This window comes from Kitasatospora sp. NPDC096140 (assembly GCF_040303045.1).
GTDB lineage: Bacteria > Actinomycetota > Actinomycetes > Streptomycetales > Streptomycetaceae > Kitasatospora.
Map to the genome: position 1 here is coordinate 1 of NZ_JBEOUW010000081.1, position 18,372 is coordinate 18,372.

The window sequence follows — 18,372 nt, forward strand, 5'->3', positions numbered from 1 at the left end:
GGGGCCCGGCGCGACGGGGCCCCCGCCCCCAGCGCCGGGCCCGCCGCCCCCCGCGCCGCACCCCGGCGCGCTGTACGGCGGTGTGTCCCACCCCGGTGCACCGCACGGTGGTGCGCCGCATCCGACCGCACCGCACACCACGGTGCCGGGTGCCGCCCGGTCGGCGACCGCGCCGCCGGCCGTCGCTCCCGCCGCGAGCGGGAGAACGTCCGGCGGCCTGCACCGCCGGATCCCCGGCGCCACCCTGCGCGGGGTCACGAGGAGCGGTGCCGTCGTCGTCGGTGCCGTGCAGGTCGGCACCCCGGGCGCGGCGTACTCCGCCGCGGCCGCCCGGCCTCCGGCGCAGTACACCGCGCAGGCCGACGCCGGCACCCCCGCCCGCCCCGACTGCCAGCCCACCCCGGCAGCGGCCCACCCGCTGACCGTCCCCGACCCGGACATCGCGCTGCTGACCCGGGTCCGAGACCTTCTGGAGGCCCGACTTTGACCCACTCCCCGCCCGCGACCCCGCCGTTCCGGCCATGAGGCGGGCGCTCAAGCAGCGTGTCGGAAGGAGACAACTGATCGCCTTGGAGACCGAGCTGCTCGCCGAACTGCGTGCCTGCAAGCACCGCGTCCCGCACCTCGCAGGCGGCCTGGTGGCCAGTGTGGACGGCCTGCTGGTCGCCCACGACACCCACGGGACGGAGCCCTCCGGCCTGGCCGCGATGACGGCGGCCTCGCTCTCGCTGGCCCAACGGCTCGCCGACACCACCGGCCAGGGTGAGTTCCGGGAGTCGCTGGTGCGTGGCGAGCACGGCTACGTCGCCACCTACGCGGCCGGCGGCAGCTGCGTGCTGACCCTGCTGGCACATCCGGACGTCAACGTCGGCCGCCTGCACCTGGAGGCCCGTCGCAGCGCCCAACGCATCTCCGGGCTGCTCAACGACGCCCTCCTGCCCAAGGATCCGCGCGACGTGGGCTGACCCGGGCCCGCCCGCCCCCCTACCTCACTGCCGCACCACACCACCCACCACCCACCACCACGACACCACACGTCACGACACCACACGCCACAACAGCACACACGACACACCACAACACCAGCCACAACCCAACCACTGAACGGGAGTTACCGAGATGACCGACGCACCCGGCGCACTCAAGCAGGCCATGACCAGCATCGAGGGGGCCATCGGCGCCGCCCTGGTCGACTACAACAGCGGGATGGCGCTCGCCACCCTCGACGGCCCCGGCGGCCTGGACCTCAACGTGGCCGCGGCCGGGAACACCGACGTGGTCCGCGCCAAGATGCGCACCATGGACATGCTCGGCCTGGGGGACGGGATCGAGGACATCCTGATCACCCTGTCCAGCCAGTACCACCTGATCCGCCCGCTCACCAGCCGCACCGGCAAGGGACTGTTCCTCTACCTCGCGCTGGACAAGGGCCGCGCCAACCTGGCCATGGCCCGCCACCAGCTCCTCAAGATCGAGGCCGACCTGGAGGTCTGACGGCCCCCGGGCACCGGAGGAGTCCCCGGCGGTGGCTCAGGCCCCGCCGGGCTCTTCCCCCGGCGTCCCGTCCGGCTCGGCCCAGCGGACCTCGCCGCCGGGCAGCCCCGCGCACGCCACGTCCCCGGCGGCCAGCACGGTCCACGGGGCCAACTGCGCGTGCGGCGGGACGGACAGCGCGCCGCCGCCGGCGAAGCCCAGCTCCAGTCCGCCGGCCAGGGTGATCCGGGCGGTGTCGACGGTCCGCCCGACCAGCGCAAGGAGCGTGCTGCTCGGCTGGAAGGTCAGCGCCGGGAAGAAGTGCCCGACCTCCTCCGGTGCGGCGAACGACGGTGCCGCGAACCGGAATTCGTGCGCCACCCGGACGCTCACCCCGCCGTCCAGCAGCAGGTCCAGCCGCCCGCCCCCGCTGACCGACTCCACCCGACGGCCGGCCAGCACCTCCGTGATCACGTTCTGCATGCCTTCAGTCTGTCCCAACCGGCCCCCGGTGACTCACCGGTCCGGCCGCCCGCTGCAGTCTCCCGCCGGCAGCCCGCCTGTGAGCCCGCGTGTGGGCTCGCGTGTGGGCCCGCCGCCGGGCCGCTACCCCGCTGCCCGGCCGCGCACCAGCTCGACCGGCCCGCCCGCTCCCTCCCGGGCCGCCAACGCGGCGGCCGTCCGGTCCCAGGACGGCCCGGTCAGCAACGAGCGCGCCTCGGTCGGATCGCAGAGCCGCCACTCCACCAGCTCCGCCTCCTGCAGCACGATCGCGTCGAGCATCGTGTCCGTCACCGTGCCCCCGTCGTAGACGTACACCAGCACGGCCGTGTCCCGCCCGGTCGCCGGGTCCGCCCCCGGATCGGCTGCCGCTCCCGGCTGCCAGTCCAGTGCGAGCAGCGGTCCGGGCTCGACCTCCAGGCCCAGTTCCTCGCGGATCTCCCGGCGGGCCGCCGTGCGCGGCGTCTCCCGGTCCGCCTCGACCCCGCCGCCCGGCAGCGTCCAGTACGGGTCCCGCCCGCGCGGCCCGTCCCACGGCCGTAGCCGTACCAGCAGTACCCTCCCGGCGGCGTCGGTGAACAGCGCCCGTGCCTTGGCCCGGATCCGCGGTCGGGTGGCGTAGAAGGTGTCCGGGTCCAGCGGCGGAGCCGGCCGCTGCGCGGTCGCCGGGTTCAGCTCCGGGGCGGCGGCCAGGCCGAGGTACTCGGGCACCGGGCCGTCGGCCGGCAGTTCCCGCAGGGTGTGCCCGGCGGGCCGGCTGCCCTCCAGTTCCAGCGGTCCGGCCGTCCGCGGCGCCCGCAGACAGGCCGTCACCCGGCGCGACAGCAGGGGTGGCAGCGCGTGGCCCGCCTGCTCGGCGGTCAGCCACGTCCACCCGCCGACCTCGGCCGCGTCCGGCCGGATGGCCGCGGTCTGCTGCTCCGTCAGCGGCTCGGCCCAGTAGAGGTACGCCACGATCGGCGGGCGGCCGTGGTCGACCGCCCAGTCGACGCAGGCCAGCGGCCCCAGCCGGGGCGTGAACCCGAGCTCCTCGGCGATCTCGCGCAGCGCGGTCTCCCGCGGTGACCGGTCCGTCGGCTCCCACCCGCCACCGGGAATCGCCACCGGGCGCTTCCGGTCGTACGGCAGCCGCACCACCAGCAGCCGCCCGTCCCGGTCCGGGAACAGCACCCCGGCCGCCGCCAGGATCCCCCGACCGTCCGCGCCCGCGCTCTCCACCCCGACCGCCTCCACCCCGACTGCCTCCACCCCGGCTCCCTCCGCCGCACGCTTCCCCGGTCACGACAGCCCGGGCCACCTCCATGGTTCCCGTCCGGCCGCGGCACCGATCACCACCGTCGGGTGACCGTGGCCACTCCGCCGGACACCCGACCACGCCACCCACGAGTGCGCGCCCACGCCCGCTCAACGTCCGGCCACGCCCGCTCAACGTCCGCCCACGCCGACGCGCCACCGCCCGCACCGTCCCCGAACACTGCTGCCGCCACCTCGGGCGATGGCGGGGCATCGCCACCCGCTGCCCTGCCCGGCCTGGATACGGTGACGGCATGACGACGATCCTGCGGCACCCCCGACCCGGATTCACGTGGGATTGGTGGGCAGTGGACGCTCAGGGCTTCCTGGTGCAGTTCAGCTGCGGACCCGCTCCCGAGCAGCTACTGGTGCACGTGGACCGTGTCGACGCCGCGGCGGCGTGGGCCGAGGAGAACCGCCCTGCATGGTTCGACTCTGCTCCCGCATCGCTTCACGCCTTCAGCTGCAACGGCGAGCTGCCGGTCTACACCCGCAAGGGCGTGCCGGACTCCCCATTGCGGCTGTCCGACGCTCCGGCAGTCGTCGCGGACGTTGCGGCCCTGGTCGAGCTGCGCAGGGCGGTGGGAGACACCTGGACGGTCTACCTCGACGAGGGATGGGTCTAGGCAGCCCCCGCCGCTCCGCGCGGCTCCGGCCGGGTGCCACGCCGCCCCCTCACCCCAGGGAGGCCAGTGCCTGTGCCGCGGCCCGCGCCATCTGCTCGTCGTGCCGGCTGCTCGCGCCGCGCAGCCGGGCGGCGGATTCGGCTGCGGCGAGTGCCAGCAGGCCGGGCAGCAGGTCGGTGCTGCGGGCGACGACCCAGCGGGTGCCCTGGGTGGCCATCCACCACAGGTCGGCGGCCAGGTTCGGCGGGGGCTCGGCCGGTGCGGTGGCGGGTGGTGGGCCGAGGGGGTGCCCCGCCTCGGCGAGCAGCGCGTGGAAGCGGCGGGCGATCAGATGGTGGCCCTCGGCGCTGGGGTGCAGGCGGTCCACGCTCAGCAGCCGCCGTTCCTCCAGCCACGGCAGCTCGGCGAGGTGCAGGTGGATCGCCCGGTGACGTGCGGAGAGGGCGTGCACCACCGTGTTGACGGCCCGCATCCGCCGTGCCAGCGGGCGGGCGAGTGGGGCCGGGAGGCGGAGCAGGGTGCCCGGGTCGGGCAGGCAGGCGGTCAGCAACACGGCGCCGTGGCCGGACAGTTCACCCAGTGTGGCGTCCAGTTCGAGGGTGGTGCGCCGGATGTCGAAGCCGGCCCGCAGGGTGTCGTTCCCGCCGACCACCACCGCCGCCAACTGCGGCCGCAGTGCCAGCGCGCCCGGTAGCTGACGTATCGTCAGTTCGCTGCTCAGTGCGCCGCTGTACGCCAGGTTGGTGAACTCGACGTCCCGCCCCCCGGGCGCCAGCGACCGGGCCAGGACGGCCGCCCAGCCGCGCCACGCCTCGCCCACCGCGTCCCCGACTCCTTCGGTCAGCGAGTCACCGAGCGCGACGAACCGCGTCAGCTCGCCGGCCGGTGACCGGTCCTCCGCCAGCCGGTCAGGGCCGGTGCCGAGCATGCTCATCCCGACCCCCTTCCCTCGTGCCGCCGTTCCGTACGCCGTGCGCCGCGAGGAACGCGGCCACCGCCGCGGGCCAGCCGTACCGCTCGGCCTGTGCGCGGGCGGCCGCCCGCCGGACGCCCTCCGGCCGGTCCAGCAACTGGCGGACCGCGGTGGCGAATCCGTCTCCCGTGTCGGCGGCCGCGACCCCGGCGAGACCGATCAGGCCGGGCAGCGCGGAGGACCGGCTCGCCACGACCGGTGTCCCGCAGGCCAGCGCCTCCATCGCGGCCAGCCCGAAGGTCTCCACCGGCCCGGGCGCGAGCACCACGTCGGCGCACCCCAGCAGCCGGGCGAGCGCCTCGCGCCCGCTCAGGTGTCCGAGGAAGCGCACCGGGAGCCCCAGCCGGGCGGCCCGGTCCGCCAGCCGCCCCCGCAGCGGGCCGGTCCCGGCCACGACCAGGACGGCGGGCACCCGTCGGGCCCGCAGCGCGGCCAGGGCCTCGATCGCCCGCTCCGGCCGCTTCTCCGCCGAGAGCCGCGAGCAGAGCACCAGCAGCACTTCTGCCGGGGCGGCGTACCGGGCCCGCTCCGCCGCCCGGTCGGCCGGTGGCAGCGGCCGCATCGCGTCCAGGTCCACCCCGAGCGGCGCCCGGGCCAGGTTCGGCGTGCCGATCCGCCGGAACTCCGCGGCGGCCCAGTCGGTGGTGCACAGCACCGAGTCGTACGCGCGGGCGGTTGCCGCGTTGAGCCGGTCGGCGGCGGCGTTCGCCAGTGGCCCGGGCACTCCCCGGGTGCGCAGCACGCCGGCGGCGCTCTCGTGCGACACCATCACCGAGCGCACCCCGTGCCGCAGTGCCCAGGCGCCGGTCCAGCGCAGTGTGGTGCGGTCGGACACCTCCAGCCGGTCGGGGGAGAGCCGGGTCAGTTCGGCGGCCACCGCCCGGCGGTCGGTGAGCAGCCGGTACCCGCCGCTGGCCGGCAGGACCGGTCCCGGCAGGGTGACCACCAGGCCCTGCTCGGTCTCCTCCTCGGTGCGCCGCTTGCCGGGCACGATCAGCACCGGCCGGTGCCCGGCGGCCCGGTACCCGCTGCCCAGGTGCCGCAGCGCGGTGCGCAGGCCGCCGGAGACGGGCGTGACGAAGTTGGCGAGCCGCACGATCGTCAGGGCCTCGCCGTTCGGGACGGGGATCATGCCGGCAACTCCTCCGGCATGCTGTCCGCGGCCGCCGGGTCCTTCGCGGCGGTGATGTCCGTCGCGCCGGCCGTCATCGGCCCCGACACGACCGTCCCTGCCGTCACCGTCCCTGCCGTCAACGTCCCCGCCGTCACCGGTCCCGCCGTCACCGTCCCCGACACGACCGTCCCCGACACCCCCCGGTTCTCCGCCAGCACCTCGGCGTAGTGCCGCAGCAGCAGGTCCCCGACCGCCTCCCAGGTGCGTGCGGTGACCTCCGCCCGTCCCGCCCGCCCGTACGCGGCCCGCCGCGCCGGGTCGCCGGCCAGCTCGGCCACCGCCCGGGCCACCGCCGCAGCGTCCCGGGGCGGTACGAGCAGGCCGGTGCGGTGGTGCGCGACCAGGTCCAGCGGACCGCCCGCGGCCGGGCCGATCACCGGCACCCCGCTCGCCATCGCCTCCTGGATGGTCTGACAGAAGGTCTCCAGTGGGCCGGTGTGCACGAACACGTCCAGCGTCGCGAAGCAGCGCGCCAGCTCGTCACCCGTCCGGCGGCCCAGGAACACCGCGCCGGGCATCGACGCCTTCAGCCCGGGCGCGGACGGCCCGTCCCCGACGACCACCACCCGTACCCCGGGCAGCGCCGAGGCCGCCGCCAGCAGGTCGACCCGCTTCTCCGGCGCCAGCCGCCCGACGTACCCGACCAGCACCTCCCCGCCCGGCGCGAGCGCCCGGTGCAGTGCCTCGTCCCGGTGCCGGGGGTGGAAGCGCGCCGAGTCCACTCCGCGCGGCCACAGCTGCACCCGGGGCACCCCGTGTGCCGTGAGGTCCTGCGCGGCCGGGGTGGACGGCGCCAGGGTGCGGGCGGCGGCCCGGTGCACGGCCCGGATCCGCCGCCACGCGGCGGCCTCCCCGAGCCCGCGTCCGGCCCGGTAGGCGTGCGCGTACCCGGCGAGGTCGGTCTGGTAGACGGCGACGGTGGGCACTCCGAGCCGCGCCGCCACCTGCCCGCCGCGCGCCCCGAGCACGAACGGGCTGGCCAGGTGGACGATGTCCGGCCGGTGTCCGGCGATCGCGGCCGCCAGCTGCCGGCTCGGCAGGGCGATCCGCACCTGCGGGTACCCCGGCAGCGGCATCGACGGGATGCGCACCACGGGGATCTCGGCCGCCTCGGCACTCCCGAAGGTCTCCGGCGGGCACTCCGCCCCCCGCGCCGGCGCGGGAGTGACGACAAGGGGCTGGTGGCCCCGGCGGACCAGATGCTCGGCCGTCCGCAGCACGCTGTGGGCGACCCCGTTGACCTCGGGCGGGAAGGATTCGGTGACGATGACGACACGCATGCCAGTGTTCTGTCCGTGTCCGGCGTGCTCCGGGCCAAAGGGATCTGTCGTACAAGCGAACGCGGGTCGGCGATTTGCACCGCCGGCCCGCGTCCTCTTCCAGCTGCTGCCACCCCGGCCTCACATCGACCCGGCAGCCTCCTTGAGCTCCGCGTACGGCGCGAGCTTGCGGATCGACTCGATGCTCTTCAGGCAGTCGTCCTTGCTCTCCTCCGGGTCCCCGGTCACCACGACCGACCCGTTGCTGGCCTTGAGCCGGAACCGGTGCATCCCGCTCTCGTCCACGTAAAGTTCGAATCTACCCGCCATGCCGGTAACAGCCTTCCGCTCGGATGACCCCCTGGGCGCACCGTAGGCGCGCGGGCACCGCAGGGCGCGCGGGGAGTGGCGTTCGGGTGGCGGGGTCGGCACCTCGTCGGCCCGGCCGGTGGGTTCGCCGTCGTCGGCGCGCGGTGGCCGGGGCGGCGAGTGGGTCGGGCGGCCGCCGGGATGTCCGGGGCCTCGGCTGACGGGGCGTCATGGAACGCGACGGCGCCCCGCGCCGGACCCGGTGGGGTCGGAGCGGGGCGCCGCCGGGCGGGGTGCGGTCAGCAGCCGTTGAGGATTCCGGTGAGCGCGGTCTTCTCCGCGCTGTCGACGCTGAGGCCGTAGTACTGCTTGACCTGCACCCAGGCGCGGGCGTAGGTGCAGCGGTAGGAGGCCTGGGGGAGCCACTCGGCGGGGTCGCGGTCGCCCTTGGAGCGGTTGCTGCCGGCGGAGACCAGGAGCAGCTGGGGGCGGGTGACGTCGTTGGCGAAGGCCTGGCGCTGGGCGTCGGTCCAGGACCAGGCGCCGGAGGCCCAGGCCTCGGAGAGCGGCACCAGGTGGTCGACGTCGAAGGACGAGGCGTTGGTGGTGGTCGCGTTGTCGTACGGCGAGGTCCAACTGCCGCTGGTGGCCTTGCAGGAGGTGTCGGTCGCGACGTTGCTGCCGTCCCGCTTGACGACCCACTCGCGGGTGTCGCAGGTGCCGCTGATGGTGATCCAGATGTGGAACAGCGTCCGGTCGTAGGTGTCGCCATGGGTCTCGGCGGTGGCGGGCATCGCGGCGAGGTAGGTCCGGGCGGTGGCGGCGGAGATCGGGGTCGGCAGGGCGGCCTGGGCGGGGGTGCCGGTCGTGAGCACGGTGGCGGCGGCGAGGGCGGCGGCGGCCGGTATGCAGGACAGGAACCGGCGTATGGACGCGGCGGTGGCCATGGCGAACGCTCCATCATCAGATCGGAAAAGATGCTGAGTTGCGTGCGCCAGTGTGGCGAGCTTGGGGCTACGCGGGTAGACCCCGGACGTGAAATCCTCGTGGACATCGGCCCGTTACCGGGCGACTACCGGACAAGTCCGGCATCCTGCACGGGTGTTCATGACCTCCGGCCGCCGCCGAGCGGGCCTCGCCGACGGAGGTCACGGGGAGTCCGCAGCGAGGACACCGCCGCCGGGAGGTCGCGTCCGGCCTCGACCGGCAGCGACCTCCCGAGCCGACCCGAGCCGACCCGGGGTCGGCCGCGCCCCTCCCGGCTCAGCCGCGGCGCCGCCCCGCCATCCAGACGTAGACCAGGATCCCCGCGAACAGGAACAGCACCCCCTGGTAGACGGCGGCGTAGCCGGCGCCGGCGAGGAGCCAGAGCGAGAAGGCGAAGGCGCCCAGCCCGAGGACGGCGTCGCGGACGAGCCGGCCGTTGTCCACCTTCTCGGTGGCGCCGCGGACCAGCCAGTACAGCTGCGCGGCGGTGGAGAGCAGGTACGGGACGGTGGCGGTGAAGGTGGTGACCAGCACCAGGATGTCGAAGGCGCCCTTCGCGCCGCTGGCGAAGTTGAGGACGGTCAGCACCGAGGCGAGACCGACGCTCACCACCACGCCGAAGACCGGGACGCCGCGCCGCTCCTTGGCGAAGGAGGCCGGGAAGAGGCCGTCCCTGGCGGCCGCGTACGGGGCCTGGGCGGCCAGCAGCGTCCAGCCGTTGAGGGCGCCGCCCATCGAGACCAGCGCGGCGACGGCGATCGCCGTCCCGCCCCAGGATCCGCCGAACATGGCGTTCACGGCGTCCGAGAACGGCGCGGTGGAGTGGACGAGCCGCTCGTGCGCGACGCTGCCGAAGACCGCCACCGTGCCGAGCAGGTAGACCACCGCCGCGCCGGTGGTGCCGAGCACACTGGCCCGCCCGACGTTGCGCTCCGGGTCGCGGACCTTGCCGGCGCTCATCGCGGCCGACTCCACGCCGAGGTAGCTGAACAGCAGGATCGCCGCGGCGGCGGTCATGCCGCCCGCCCAGCCCTGGCCGCTCCCGTCGAAGGGCCCCAGGTTCTTCGGGTCGAAGAAGAACAGGCCGCCCACCGAGACCAGCAGCAGCGGGACGAACTTCAGGACGGTGGAGACGAGTTGGACGGCCCCGACGTAGCGGGTCCCGGCCAGGTTGGCCAGCGCGGGCAGCCACTGGAAGGCCAGCGCGGCGGTGATGCTGAACGCGGTGGAGTGCCCGACGGGCAGCAGCACGTCGAGGTAGCCGACGGCGGCGACGGCCAGCGCGGCGTTGCTGACCCAGGTGGTGATCCAGTACGACCAGGCGGACAGGAAGCCGGCGAAGTCCCCGAAGGCCTCGCGCGCGTAGACGTACGGCCCGCCGGTGCGCGGGTTGCGGCGCGCCAACTGCCCGAAGACCAGCGCCAGTGCGATGGCGCCGACGGTGAGCACCGCGAAGGCGAGCAGGCTGACCGTGCCGTAGGGCGCGACGGCGGCCGGGATCATGAAGATGCCGCCGCCGATGATGTTCCCCATCACCAGCGCCGTGGCGGTCGCCAGCCCGAAGCGGCCGTTCCTCGGCGGGGTGGGGTCGGCCGGGGCCGGGGTCTCCGGGCCGTTCGGTCGGGTCGCCTGCCGGGGTGCGGCGGGACTGGTCTGCATGAGGGTGGTGCGCCTTTCGTGGTGCTGCCCGTGCTCCGACGCGCGCTCGGTGGAGCGTCGGGAGCGTGCGGAGCGACCGTTCATGCTCGGACCGGGCGACACCTTGCACCAAATCGACGGGATTTGTTCAGTTCGCCCGGCGATTCACCGAAAGTCTTGCGGTGGCGCGGCAGCCGGACGGGCACTCGTCCGGCCCGGTGATCGCGCTCTCCCCCCAACTCTTCGACCCGCCCCTCGCCGGGCCGCCCGTTCGTCCGGGAGGGGGAGTTGTGTCACCCGGATGCCGCAGTCGGCTTGCGATGAAGGCGGGTTCGTGCGCGTTCGTGTGCAAACCTGTGCCGGTGTCGCGGGGTGGCCGGGTGTGCTGGTGGCCGGCCCCGGGGCGCTCCTTCATGCCAGAGACCACCCAAAGGACATCTGATGTCGCTTCGTGGAAACATCCGCAAGCTCGCCGTTGTCGTCACCGTGACGGGCGCTGCCGCTCTCGCGGCGCCGGTGCCGGCGATGGCCGCTTGGCACGCGTCGGACTCGTCGACCTCGGCGAGCCTGGAGACGGGTTCGGCCGGTGTCGGCCTGTTCGGCCCGCACGCCCAGTGGCTCAACGCGCACGAGCACACCGACGACAAGTGCATCGGCGACTGCTGATCGACGGGTGAACGGGCCCGGGTGCCGCCACGGCGGCGCCCGGGCTCACTGCCGCCCGCTCACTGCCGCCCGCTCACTGCCGCCCGCTCACTGCTGCCCGCTCACCGCTGCCCGCTCGGCGCGGTCTCCGCCACCGGGGCGGGCCGGGACAGCTGCCCGGGCCACCACATGTGCCGGTCGAGGTCCATGGTGAGCGCGGTGACCAGCACCGAGCGCACCACCAGGGTGTCCAGCAGCACGCCGAGGGCCACCGCGAAGCCGATCTCGGCGAAGCCCACGACCGGCAGGGTTCCGAGGACGGCGAAGGTGCTGGCCAGGATCAGACCGGCCGAGGTGATCACGCCACCCGTGGCGGACAGCCCGTTCAGCGCTCCCTGCCGGGTGCCGACTTGAGCGGACTCCTCCCGCACGCGCGTCATCAGGAAGATGTTGTAGTCGATCCCCAGCGCGACCAGGAACACGAAGACGAACAGCGGGAACGCGTTGTCCTGGCCCTCGAAGTGGAAGACGTGCGCGAAGAAGAACGCGCTGATCCCGAGCGCCGCCGCGTACGACAGCACCACGGTCGCGATCAGCACCAGCGGCGCGGTGACGGCCCGCAGCAGCAGGGCGAGGATCAGCAGCACCACGCCCAGGACCAGCGGGATGATCGCCCGGTTGTCGTTCCCCGCGGCGCGCCCGGCGTCCAGGATGACGGCGGTGTTGCCGCCCACCTTGGCGTCCGCGTTCGGCACGGCGTGCACGGCGTCCCGCACCCGGTCGACGGTGTCCTTGGCGGCCTGACTGTCCGGCGGGTCGGTGAGCGTCGCCTGGAAGAGGGCCTGCCCCTCGTGCACGACCGGCGGCGTGGTGGCCGCCACCCCCGGAGTCGTCCCGGCGGCCTCCCGTACGGCGGGGGCGCCCTCGGCGGTGGAGATGATCGTCAGCGGCGCGCCCGTACCGCCCGGGAAGTGCTGCTCCAGCACCTGCTGGCCGACCACCGAGTCCGGCTTGCCGGTGAAGGTCCCGGCCGTGCTGAGGCCGTTGGCGTCGAGCCAGACCAGCCCGATGCAGCAGACGCCGAGCGCCAGCGCCGTCGTCACCCACACCTTGCGGGGCTTCCCGCCGATCCACGCCCCGATGTGCGCCCAGCGGCCGGTCCTGGTCGGCTCCGGCGTGCCGTACCCGGGCCGGACCGGCCAGAACACCCAGCGGCCGACGATCACCAGCAGCGCCGGCAGCAGGGTCAGCATGGCCACGAGGGCGACCAGCACGCCGATCGCGCACACCGGGCCGAGGCCGCTGGTGGAGTTCATCTCGGCGACCAGCAGGCAGAGCATGGAGGCGATCACGGTCGCCGAGGAGGCGAGGATGGCGGGCCCGGCCCGGTGCAGGGCGAAGGCCATCGCCTCGTGCCGGTCCTGGTGGCGGCGCAGTTCCTCGCGGTAGCGCGCGGTCAGCAGCAGCGCGTAGTCCGTGCCGGCGCCGAGCACCAGGACGATCAGGATGCCCGCGCTCTGCGCGTTGACGGTCAGTCCGGCGTGCTTGGCGAGCAGGTAGATGAGCGCCTCGGCGACGGTCAGCGCGCCGGCCGCCGAGACCAGCGGCAGGATCCACAGCACCGGGCTGCGGTAGGTGAGCAGCAGCAGGATGATCACCACGCTGACGGTGGCGGCGAGCAGCGAGCTGTCGATGCCCGCGAAGGCCGCGGCCTGGTCGGCGCCGATGCCGCCGGGGCCGGTCACATGGGTGGTCATGCCGTTGCTGCCGTCGGCGGCGATCCGGCGCAGCTGCTCGACGGCGGGTTTCAGGTCGTTCCAGCCGTTGGTGCCGATGTCGATCGGCACGATGGTCTGCATCGCCTGGCCGTCGCCGGAGAGCACCGGGCCGGTGACCGTCCCGGCGACGTGCGGCACGGTGCGGAACTCGGCGGCGTCACGGGCGGCTTCGGCCCGGTCGGCGGGGGTGATGCCGGAGGGCCGCTGGTAGACCACGACGGCCTGGGCGGTGTCCACCGGTTGGAAGGCCCGCTGCTCGTCGAGCACCAGGGTGGACTCGGCGCTGCCGGGCAGCCAGCTGGACGCCTGGTTGTCCTCGGCACCCATGAGCTTTCCGGCCAGTGGGCCGAGGGCCACCAGCAGCACCAGCCACAGTGCGAGCACCACCCACTTGCTGCGGTGGCCGCAGGGCAGTGCGGCGAGTTTCCGGGTCGGAAACATCCAGGAACCCCCTGGGGGCCGGCGGCAACGACTCGTCCAGATTCGCACCGGCCCCGCGATCCGGCAGCTCCAGCGTCGGCGGCCGCCGGGCCCCGTGGCGGGGACTCAGACGCGGACGGCCGCGCGCTCCCGCAGCTCCTTCAGCACCGCGATGTCCATGGCGTGTCCGGTGCCGTCCCCGCCGTGCTTGCGGTCCGGGGTTTCGACCAACAGGGGTACGCCGGCCGTCTCCGGGTGTTCGAACAGCTCGCGGAACGGCTCCGCGCCGATCATCCCGGCGCCGATGTTGGCGTGCCGGTCCTTGCGGGCACCGACCACGTCCTCGGAGTCGTTGGCGTGGATCAGCCGCAGCCGGCCCGGCCCGGCGGCGGAGGCCAGGGCGTCGAGCGCGGCCGTCACCCCGCCGGGGGCCGCCAGATCGTGTCCGGCGGCGAAGGCGTGGCAGGTGTCCAGGCAGACTCCCACCTTCGGGTGACGGTCCAGCGCCTCCACGTACTCGGCCAGTTCCTCCATCCGTGAACAGAGGGAGCTGCCCTGACCGGCGGTCGGCTCCAGCAGCAGCCAGGGCGCGTCCTCGCCGAGTGCGTCGAGCTCGTCCAGCAGCGGCCGGACGTCCTCGCGGACCTGCGCCATCGCCTCCGCCCGGCGCGAGCCGCCGCCGGGCGCGGCGCCGACCGCCGAGCCGGTGTGCAGCACGACACCGAGTGCGCCGATGGCGTGGCCGCGGTGCAGCGAGTGGCGCAGCGAGTCGGCCGAACGCTCGCGGGTGGCCGGGGTGTCCGAGCCGAAGTTGATCAGGTAGGGCGCGTGCACCCAGGCCGGGACGCCCTGGTCGGCGCAGGCGGTGCGGAACTCCTCGTCCTGCGCCGGGTTGCCTGCGGGCGTCGCCCAGCCGCGCGGGTTGGCCACGAAGACCTGCACCGTCTCGGCGCCGACCCGCCGCGCGTACGCCAGGCCCGTCCCGGCCAGCCCCCGGCCGGCCACCGGGACGTGGGCGCCGATCGGGTTGCGGACGGTGGCGGTGGTGGCGGCGGGGGACGGCGCGGGCACGGTGGTCATGGCCCCGAGGATGTCACGCGGCCGGACGGCGGCGGCGGGCAGGTCGGCCCGGGCCTGCGGAGACGGGGTCCGCCGCGCCCTTCCACCGAGCCCTGAGGAAACGATCCTCTGTACTCCATCGAGTGAATGGCACCCGGAAACCCCGGATCCCGGCACCCGCCTCCGTCACGATCCGTGACCACGAGGAATCCGTGTCCCCGAGGAGGCAGCCGTGACCACCGCCGACCCCGTCGAGACCGTCGACCTGCGCGCCGACCACCTTGTCCGTGACCCCTTCGCCGCCTTCGCCGACCTGCGCGAATGTGCCCCGCTCGCCCGCGCCACCATCCCCGGCGTGGACCCGTTCTGGATCGCCGTCCGCTACCAGGACGTCCGCACGGTGCTCTCCGACCCGCGCTTCGCCAACGACGTGCACTCCGTCCACGGCGGGCCCCGTGCCGAGGCGCCCACCGGGGCCGCTGCGCCCGCCACCGCCGACACGTCCACCCCTGCGGCCGCCCCCGCCGAGGCGCCCGCCCCCGCCCACCGCACCGAGCAGGTCTGGCGCGCCCGCGGCATGCCGCCGGAGTGCGCCGCGTACCTGCGCGCCGGCGTCTTCGACGCGGACGGCGCCCGGCACCGCCGGATGCGCGGCCTGGTGCACCCGGCCTTCACGGCCGGCGCGGTCGAGCGCCTGCGGCCCCGGATCGAACGGCTCGCCGAGGAGTACGCCCGCGGGCTCGCCGGGCACGCCGACCGGGACGGCGTGGTCGACCTCGTCGCGCACTTCGCCTACCCGCTGCCCGTCACGGTGATCTGCGAGGTGCTGGGCATCCCCGAGGCCGACCGCCCGCAGTGGCGCCGCTGGAGCTCCTACCTCGGCCGGGGCGCCGGGCCCGGCCTGGACGGGGCGCTGCGCGCGATGGTGGCCGCCGCCCGCGAACTGATCGAGCGGCGCCGCGCCGAACCGACCGAGGACCTGCTCTCCCGGCTGGCGGCCGCCGAGGGCGACACCCTCGCCCCGGTCGAGACGGTCTCGCTGATCCTCAACCTGATCGTCGCCGGGCACGAGACCACCGCCACGCTGATCGGCAACGGGACGGCCGCGCTGCTCGCCCACCCCGAACAGCTGGCGCTGGTCCGCGCCGACCCGGGACTGCTGCCCGCCGCCGTCGACGAGCTGATGCGCTGGTGCGGCCCGACCATCGGCGGGGTGCCGCGCTACGCGACCGAGGACCTCACCCTGGCCGGCACCCTGATCCGCAAGGGGGAGGCGGTGATGCCGATCCTCGCGGGGGCCAACCACGACCCGCGGGTCTACGCCGAGCCGGAGCGCCTGGACATCTGCCGGGCCGGCGCCCCGGACCGCGACGGGCACCACGACGCGCACCTCGGCTTCGGCCACGGCACCCACCGCTGCCTGGGCGCGGCGCTGGCGCACGAGGAGGCGGTGGTCGCCCTCGGCGCGCTGCTCCGCGCGTACCCGCAGCTCGCCCTCGCGGTCGGACCGGAGGCCGTCGAACGCGGCCCGAACCCGGCCGCCTGGCACCTCGCCGCGCTGCCCGTGCGCCTCGGCCCGCAGGCCCCGGCCGGGGGCTGAGCCGGAGCCGGCAGGAAACACACCGCCCCCGACCGCACCCACATCCGCACCCGCGCCCGACCGCACCCGCACCCGCGCCCCACGGCGCCCGACCGCACCCACATCCGCACCCGCGCCCGACCGCACCCGCGGTCGGGCGCGTCGTCATGTCCGCCCCGCACGCGCCACGCCGGGCCGTCCCACGCCCGGCCGACGCCCCGTCAGTCCCGCAGCCCAGCCCTGGTGGCGGCCCCACCCGGGCGACCGTACCGTCGACTCGGCCGCACCCACCGGCCGTCACCGCCCGCACACAGCGCGTCAGTCCACACCGCCGGACCGGGCCGGACACCCCGACCCACCCACGAGCACCGCGCACGCCGAAAGAACAGGTCACCACTCATGCCCACGCGACGGGTCCACCACCTGGCCGCGGCCACCGCGGCCGCCACCGCCCTGACCACCGTCCTCACCACCCTGGCCGCCGCGCCCGCGGCCCACGCCACCGACATCGGCCGGCTGCACCTCGTCCAGCCCGGCGAATCGATTCAGCAGGCCGTCGACGCCGCCCAACCCGGCGACACCGTCCTGCTGCTCCCCGGCACCTACCGGGGCAGCGTCCGCATCACCACCCCCGGCCTCACCCTGGTCGGCTCCGGCCCCGACAGCGTCATCACCCCCGGCACCGGCACCGAGAACGCCTGCGCCACCGCCGGGCACGGCCTCTGCGTGGTGGGCACCGAGGCCGCCCCGCTGCGCGACGTCACCATCGAGGCCCTCGCCGTCACCGGCTTCGCCAAGAACGGGATCGACGCCAGCGGCACCACCGGCCTGACCGTCCAGGGCACCTTCGTCCACGGCAACGCCCAGCAGGGCATCAGCCAGGAGATGTCCACCAAGGCCGCCATCCTCGGCAACCGCTCGACCGACAACGGCCAGTCCGGCGTCTTCCTCGCCAACTACGCCTACCGCGAGGGCGGCGCGCCCGACACCGGCGGCACCGTGGTCGAGGGCAACGAGCTGACCGGCAACCGGGTCGGCGTCACCGTCCGCCGGCTGCGTGGGCTGGCCGTCCAGGACAACGACATCAGCGGCAACTGCGCCGGCGTCTTCGTGGTCGGCGACGAGGGCGTGCCCCGCGCCGGGGACCTGGACGTGCGGCGCAACAAGGTCGTCGCCAACAACAAGTTCTGCCCGGCCAACCCGCGCCTGGGCGCCATCCAGGGCGCCGGCATCGTGCTCACCGGCACCGAGGACGCCCGGGTCACCGACAACGAGGTCCGCGACAACACCGGCACCTCGGACTTCTCCGGCGGCATCGTCCTCTTCAAGAGTGTCGTCGGCGTCTCCAACGCCCGGGCCCAGGTCACCGACAACCGCCTGAGCGGCAACGGCCCCGCCGACCTCGCCGACCGCGACGCCGGGGCCGACAACACCTTCGCCCGCAACACCTGCGAACGCTCCGAGCCCTCCGGCCGCTGCTGAGCACCCCGACCCCCTCGCCGCCCACCCCCAAGGAAGCGCCCATGACCACCGCACCCGCCCACTCCAGCCCGCAGGCCGCGATGCGCCTGCGCGAGCTCGTCTTCGGCGCCGCCTGCGCCGCCGCCGTCCGGGCGGCCGCCCGGCTCGGAGTCGCCGACGCGCTCGGCGACACCCCGACCACCGTCACCGACCTCGCCGCCGCGCTCGACACCGAGCCCCGCCAGCTGCGCCGCCTGCTGCGCGCGCTCACCTGCTACGGCATCTTCGCCGAGACCGGGGGCGACCGCTTCGAGCACACCGAGATGTCCCGGCTGCTGCGCGAGGACGCCCCCAACTCGCTCCGCTACATCTCCCTCTGGTGCACCGAGCCGTGGACCTGGGAGGCCTGGCCGAAGCTGGACGAGGCGGTCCGCTCCGGCCGCAACGTCTTCCCGGAGCTGTTCGGCAAGGAGTTCTTCGACTACCTGCACACCGACGGCGGCGACTCGGCCAAGGTCTTCGACAAGGCGATGACCACCTCCAGCCGGCAGTCCGCCCAGGACTTCGCCGACTACCTGGACCTCACCGGCATCGACTCGGTGGTCGACATCGGCGGCGGCCAGGGCCACGTGCTCGCCAGCCTGCTGGAGAAGCACCCGGCCCTGCACGGCACCCTGCTCGACCTGCCCAAGGTCGTCGCCGGCGCGGACTCCCGGCTGCAGGACGGCGGCGCCTTCTCCGCGCGCGCCCGCATGGTGCCGGGCGACTGCCGGGTGGACATCCCGGTCCGCGCCGACCTCTACATCATCAAGAACATCCTGGAGTGGGACGACGAGAGCACCCGCCGTACCCTCGCCAACGTGGTGAAGGCGGCGCGCCCCGGCGCCCGCGTGGTGGTCGTCGAGAACCTCGTCGACAACAGCCCGTCGATGCGCTTCACCACCGCGATGGACCTGTTGCTGATGCTCAACGTGGGCGGCGCCAAGCACTCCGAGGAGAGCATGGTCCGGCTGATGGAGGAAGCCGGTCTGACCGTCACCGAGGTCTGCCCGGTCAACCCCTACCTGCACGCCTTCGAGGCCACCGTCCGCGGCTGACCCGACGGCTCCGCACCGGACGACCGCCGGCCCCTCCGTTCCCGGGAACGGAGGGGGGGGGGGGCGGGCGGGGGGCGCGGGCTCAGGGCCCCCGCCCCGG

The 18,372-nt window shown here is 74.8% G+C and carries 17 protein-coding genes and 1 pseudogene; 8 read left to right on the top strand and 10 right to left on the bottom strand.

Annotated features, from left to right (window positions below; all coding sequences use genetic code 11):
* The 3 genes and pseudogenes from ABT048_RS40485 to ABT048_RS40495 all read left to right on the top strand — a co-directional run.
* Positions 1-487 (top strand): annotated as a pseudogene (locus tag ABT048_RS40485) (hypothetical protein); the annotation flags it as partial.
* An 82-nt stretch (positions 488-569) separates the two neighbouring features.
* On the top strand, positions 570-965 hold the full coding sequence (locus ABT048_RS40490; protein WP_350526655.1) for a roadblock/LC7 domain-containing protein: 396 nt from the start codon (positions 570-572) through the stop codon (positions 963-965).
* A gap of 154 nt (positions 966-1,119) precedes the next feature.
* A complete protein-coding gene (locus tag ABT048_RS40495; RefSeq protein ID WP_350526656.1) occupies positions 1,120-1,494 on the top strand; it encodes a hypothetical protein in 375 nt (124 codons plus the stop codon).
* Between the two features lie 36 nt (positions 1,495-1,530).
* Here the strand turns inward: ABT048_RS40495 and ABT048_RS40500 are convergent, their stop codons facing one another.
* Together ABT048_RS40500 and ABT048_RS40505 are read right to left on the bottom strand one after the other, a co-directional pair.
* Positions 1,531-1,956 carry a DUF6188 family protein gene (locus ABT048_RS40500; protein ID WP_350526657.1) on the bottom strand — a complete coding sequence of 142 codons (426 nt, stop codon included), beginning with the start codon at positions 1,954-1,956 and terminating at the stop codon, positions 1,531-1,533.
* A gap of 123 nt (positions 1,957-2,079) precedes the next feature.
* Positions 2,080-3,222, bottom strand: a complete 1,143-nt coding sequence (locus tag ABT048_RS40505; RefSeq protein ID WP_350526658.1) for an NUDIX hydrolase — start codon at positions 3,220-3,222, stop codon at positions 2,080-2,082.
* Positions 3,223-3,521: 299 nt separating this feature from the next.
* On the opposite strand from ABT048_RS40505, the gene ABT048_RS40510 reads away from it, so the two are divergent.
* Positions 3,522-3,893 (top strand): hypothetical protein, encoded by a 372-nt coding sequence (locus ABT048_RS40510; RefSeq protein WP_350526659.1) that lies wholly within the window; start codon positions 3,522-3,524, stop codon positions 3,891-3,893.
* 49 nt (positions 3,894-3,942) lie between these two features.
* Here ABT048_RS40510 and ABT048_RS40515 read toward each other — a convergent pair whose 3' ends face one another.
* The 6 genes from ABT048_RS40515 to ABT048_RS40540 form a co-directional block, all read right to left on the bottom strand.
* The gene (locus tag ABT048_RS40515; RefSeq protein WP_502894139.1) at positions 3,943-4,827 is read right to left on the bottom strand and encodes an SGNH/GDSL hydrolase family protein; all 885 of its coding nucleotides are present in this window, start codon (positions 4,825-4,827) and stop codon (positions 3,943-3,945) included.
* Positions 4,802-5,998 (bottom strand): glycosyltransferase, encoded by a 1,197-nt coding sequence (locus tag ABT048_RS40520; RefSeq protein ID WP_350526660.1) that lies wholly within the window; start codon positions 5,996-5,998, stop codon positions 4,802-4,804. Before ABT048_RS40520 ends, ABT048_RS40515 begins: the two co-directional genes overlap by 26 nt.
* Entirely contained in the window at positions 5,995-7,320 is a 1,326-nt protein-coding gene (locus ABT048_RS40525; RefSeq protein WP_350526661.1) for a glycosyltransferase family 4 protein, read from the bottom strand. Before ABT048_RS40525 ends, ABT048_RS40520 begins: the two co-directional genes overlap by 4 nt.
* A 120-nt stretch (positions 7,321-7,440) precedes the next feature.
* Complete coding sequence (locus ABT048_RS40530; protein WP_350526662.1) at positions 7,441-7,605, bottom strand: YegP family protein; 165 nt, start codon at positions 7,603-7,605, stop codon at positions 7,441-7,443.
* Between the two features lie 302 nt (positions 7,606-7,907).
* Positions 7,908-8,555: an HNH endonuclease family protein gene (locus ABT048_RS40535; protein ID WP_350526663.1), complete on the bottom strand. Its 648-nt coding sequence runs from the start codon at positions 8,553-8,555 to the stop codon at positions 7,908-7,910.
* 316 nt (positions 8,556-8,871) lie between these two features.
* A complete protein-coding gene (locus ABT048_RS40540; RefSeq protein WP_350526664.1) occupies positions 8,872-10,254 on the bottom strand; it encodes an amino acid permease in 1,383 nt (460 codons plus the stop codon).
* A gap of 420 nt (positions 10,255-10,674) precedes the next feature.
* Here ABT048_RS40540 and ABT048_RS40545 point away from each other — a divergent pair, with 420 nt between their 5' ends.
* The gene (locus ABT048_RS40545; RefSeq protein WP_350526665.1) at positions 10,675-10,899 is read left to right on the top strand and encodes a hypothetical protein; all 225 of its coding nucleotides are present in this window, start codon (positions 10,675-10,677) and stop codon (positions 10,897-10,899) included.
* A gap of 101 nt (positions 10,900-11,000) precedes the next feature.
* Here ABT048_RS40545 and ABT048_RS40550 read toward each other — a convergent pair whose 3' ends face one another.
* Together ABT048_RS40550 and ABT048_RS40555 are read right to left on the bottom strand one after the other, a co-directional pair.
* Positions 11,001-13,097 (bottom strand): MMPL family transporter, encoded by a 2,097-nt coding sequence (locus ABT048_RS40550; RefSeq protein WP_350526666.1) that lies wholly within the window; start codon positions 13,095-13,097, stop codon positions 11,001-11,003.
* A gap of 105 nt (positions 13,098-13,202) precedes the next feature.
* Positions 13,203-14,156 (bottom strand): deoxyribonuclease IV, encoded by a 954-nt coding sequence (locus ABT048_RS40555; protein WP_350526667.1) that lies wholly within the window; start codon positions 14,154-14,156, stop codon positions 13,203-13,205.
* A gap of 211 nt (positions 14,157-14,367) precedes the next feature.
* Here ABT048_RS40555 and ABT048_RS40560 point away from each other — a divergent pair, with 211 nt between their 5' ends.
* The 3 genes from ABT048_RS40560 (at position 14,368) to ABT048_RS40570 (ending at position 18,272) form a co-directional block, all read left to right on the top strand.
* Positions 14,368-15,735, top strand: a complete 1,368-nt coding sequence (locus tag ABT048_RS40560; RefSeq protein ID WP_350526668.1) for a cytochrome P450 family protein — start codon at positions 14,368-14,370, stop codon at positions 15,733-15,735.
* A 378-nt stretch (positions 15,736-16,113) separates the two neighbouring features.
* Positions 16,114-17,196, top strand: a complete 1,083-nt coding sequence (locus tag ABT048_RS40565) for a right-handed parallel beta-helix repeat-containing protein (RefSeq protein ID WP_350526669.1) — start codon at positions 16,114-16,116, stop codon at positions 17,194-17,196.
* A 41-nt stretch (positions 17,197-17,237) separates the two neighbouring features.
* The gene (locus ABT048_RS40570) at positions 17,238-18,272 is read left to right on the top strand and encodes a methyltransferase (RefSeq protein WP_350526670.1); all 1,035 of its coding nucleotides are present in this window, start codon (positions 17,238-17,240) and stop codon (positions 18,270-18,272) included.
* The last annotated feature ends 100 nt before the right edge of the window (positions 18,273-18,372 follow it).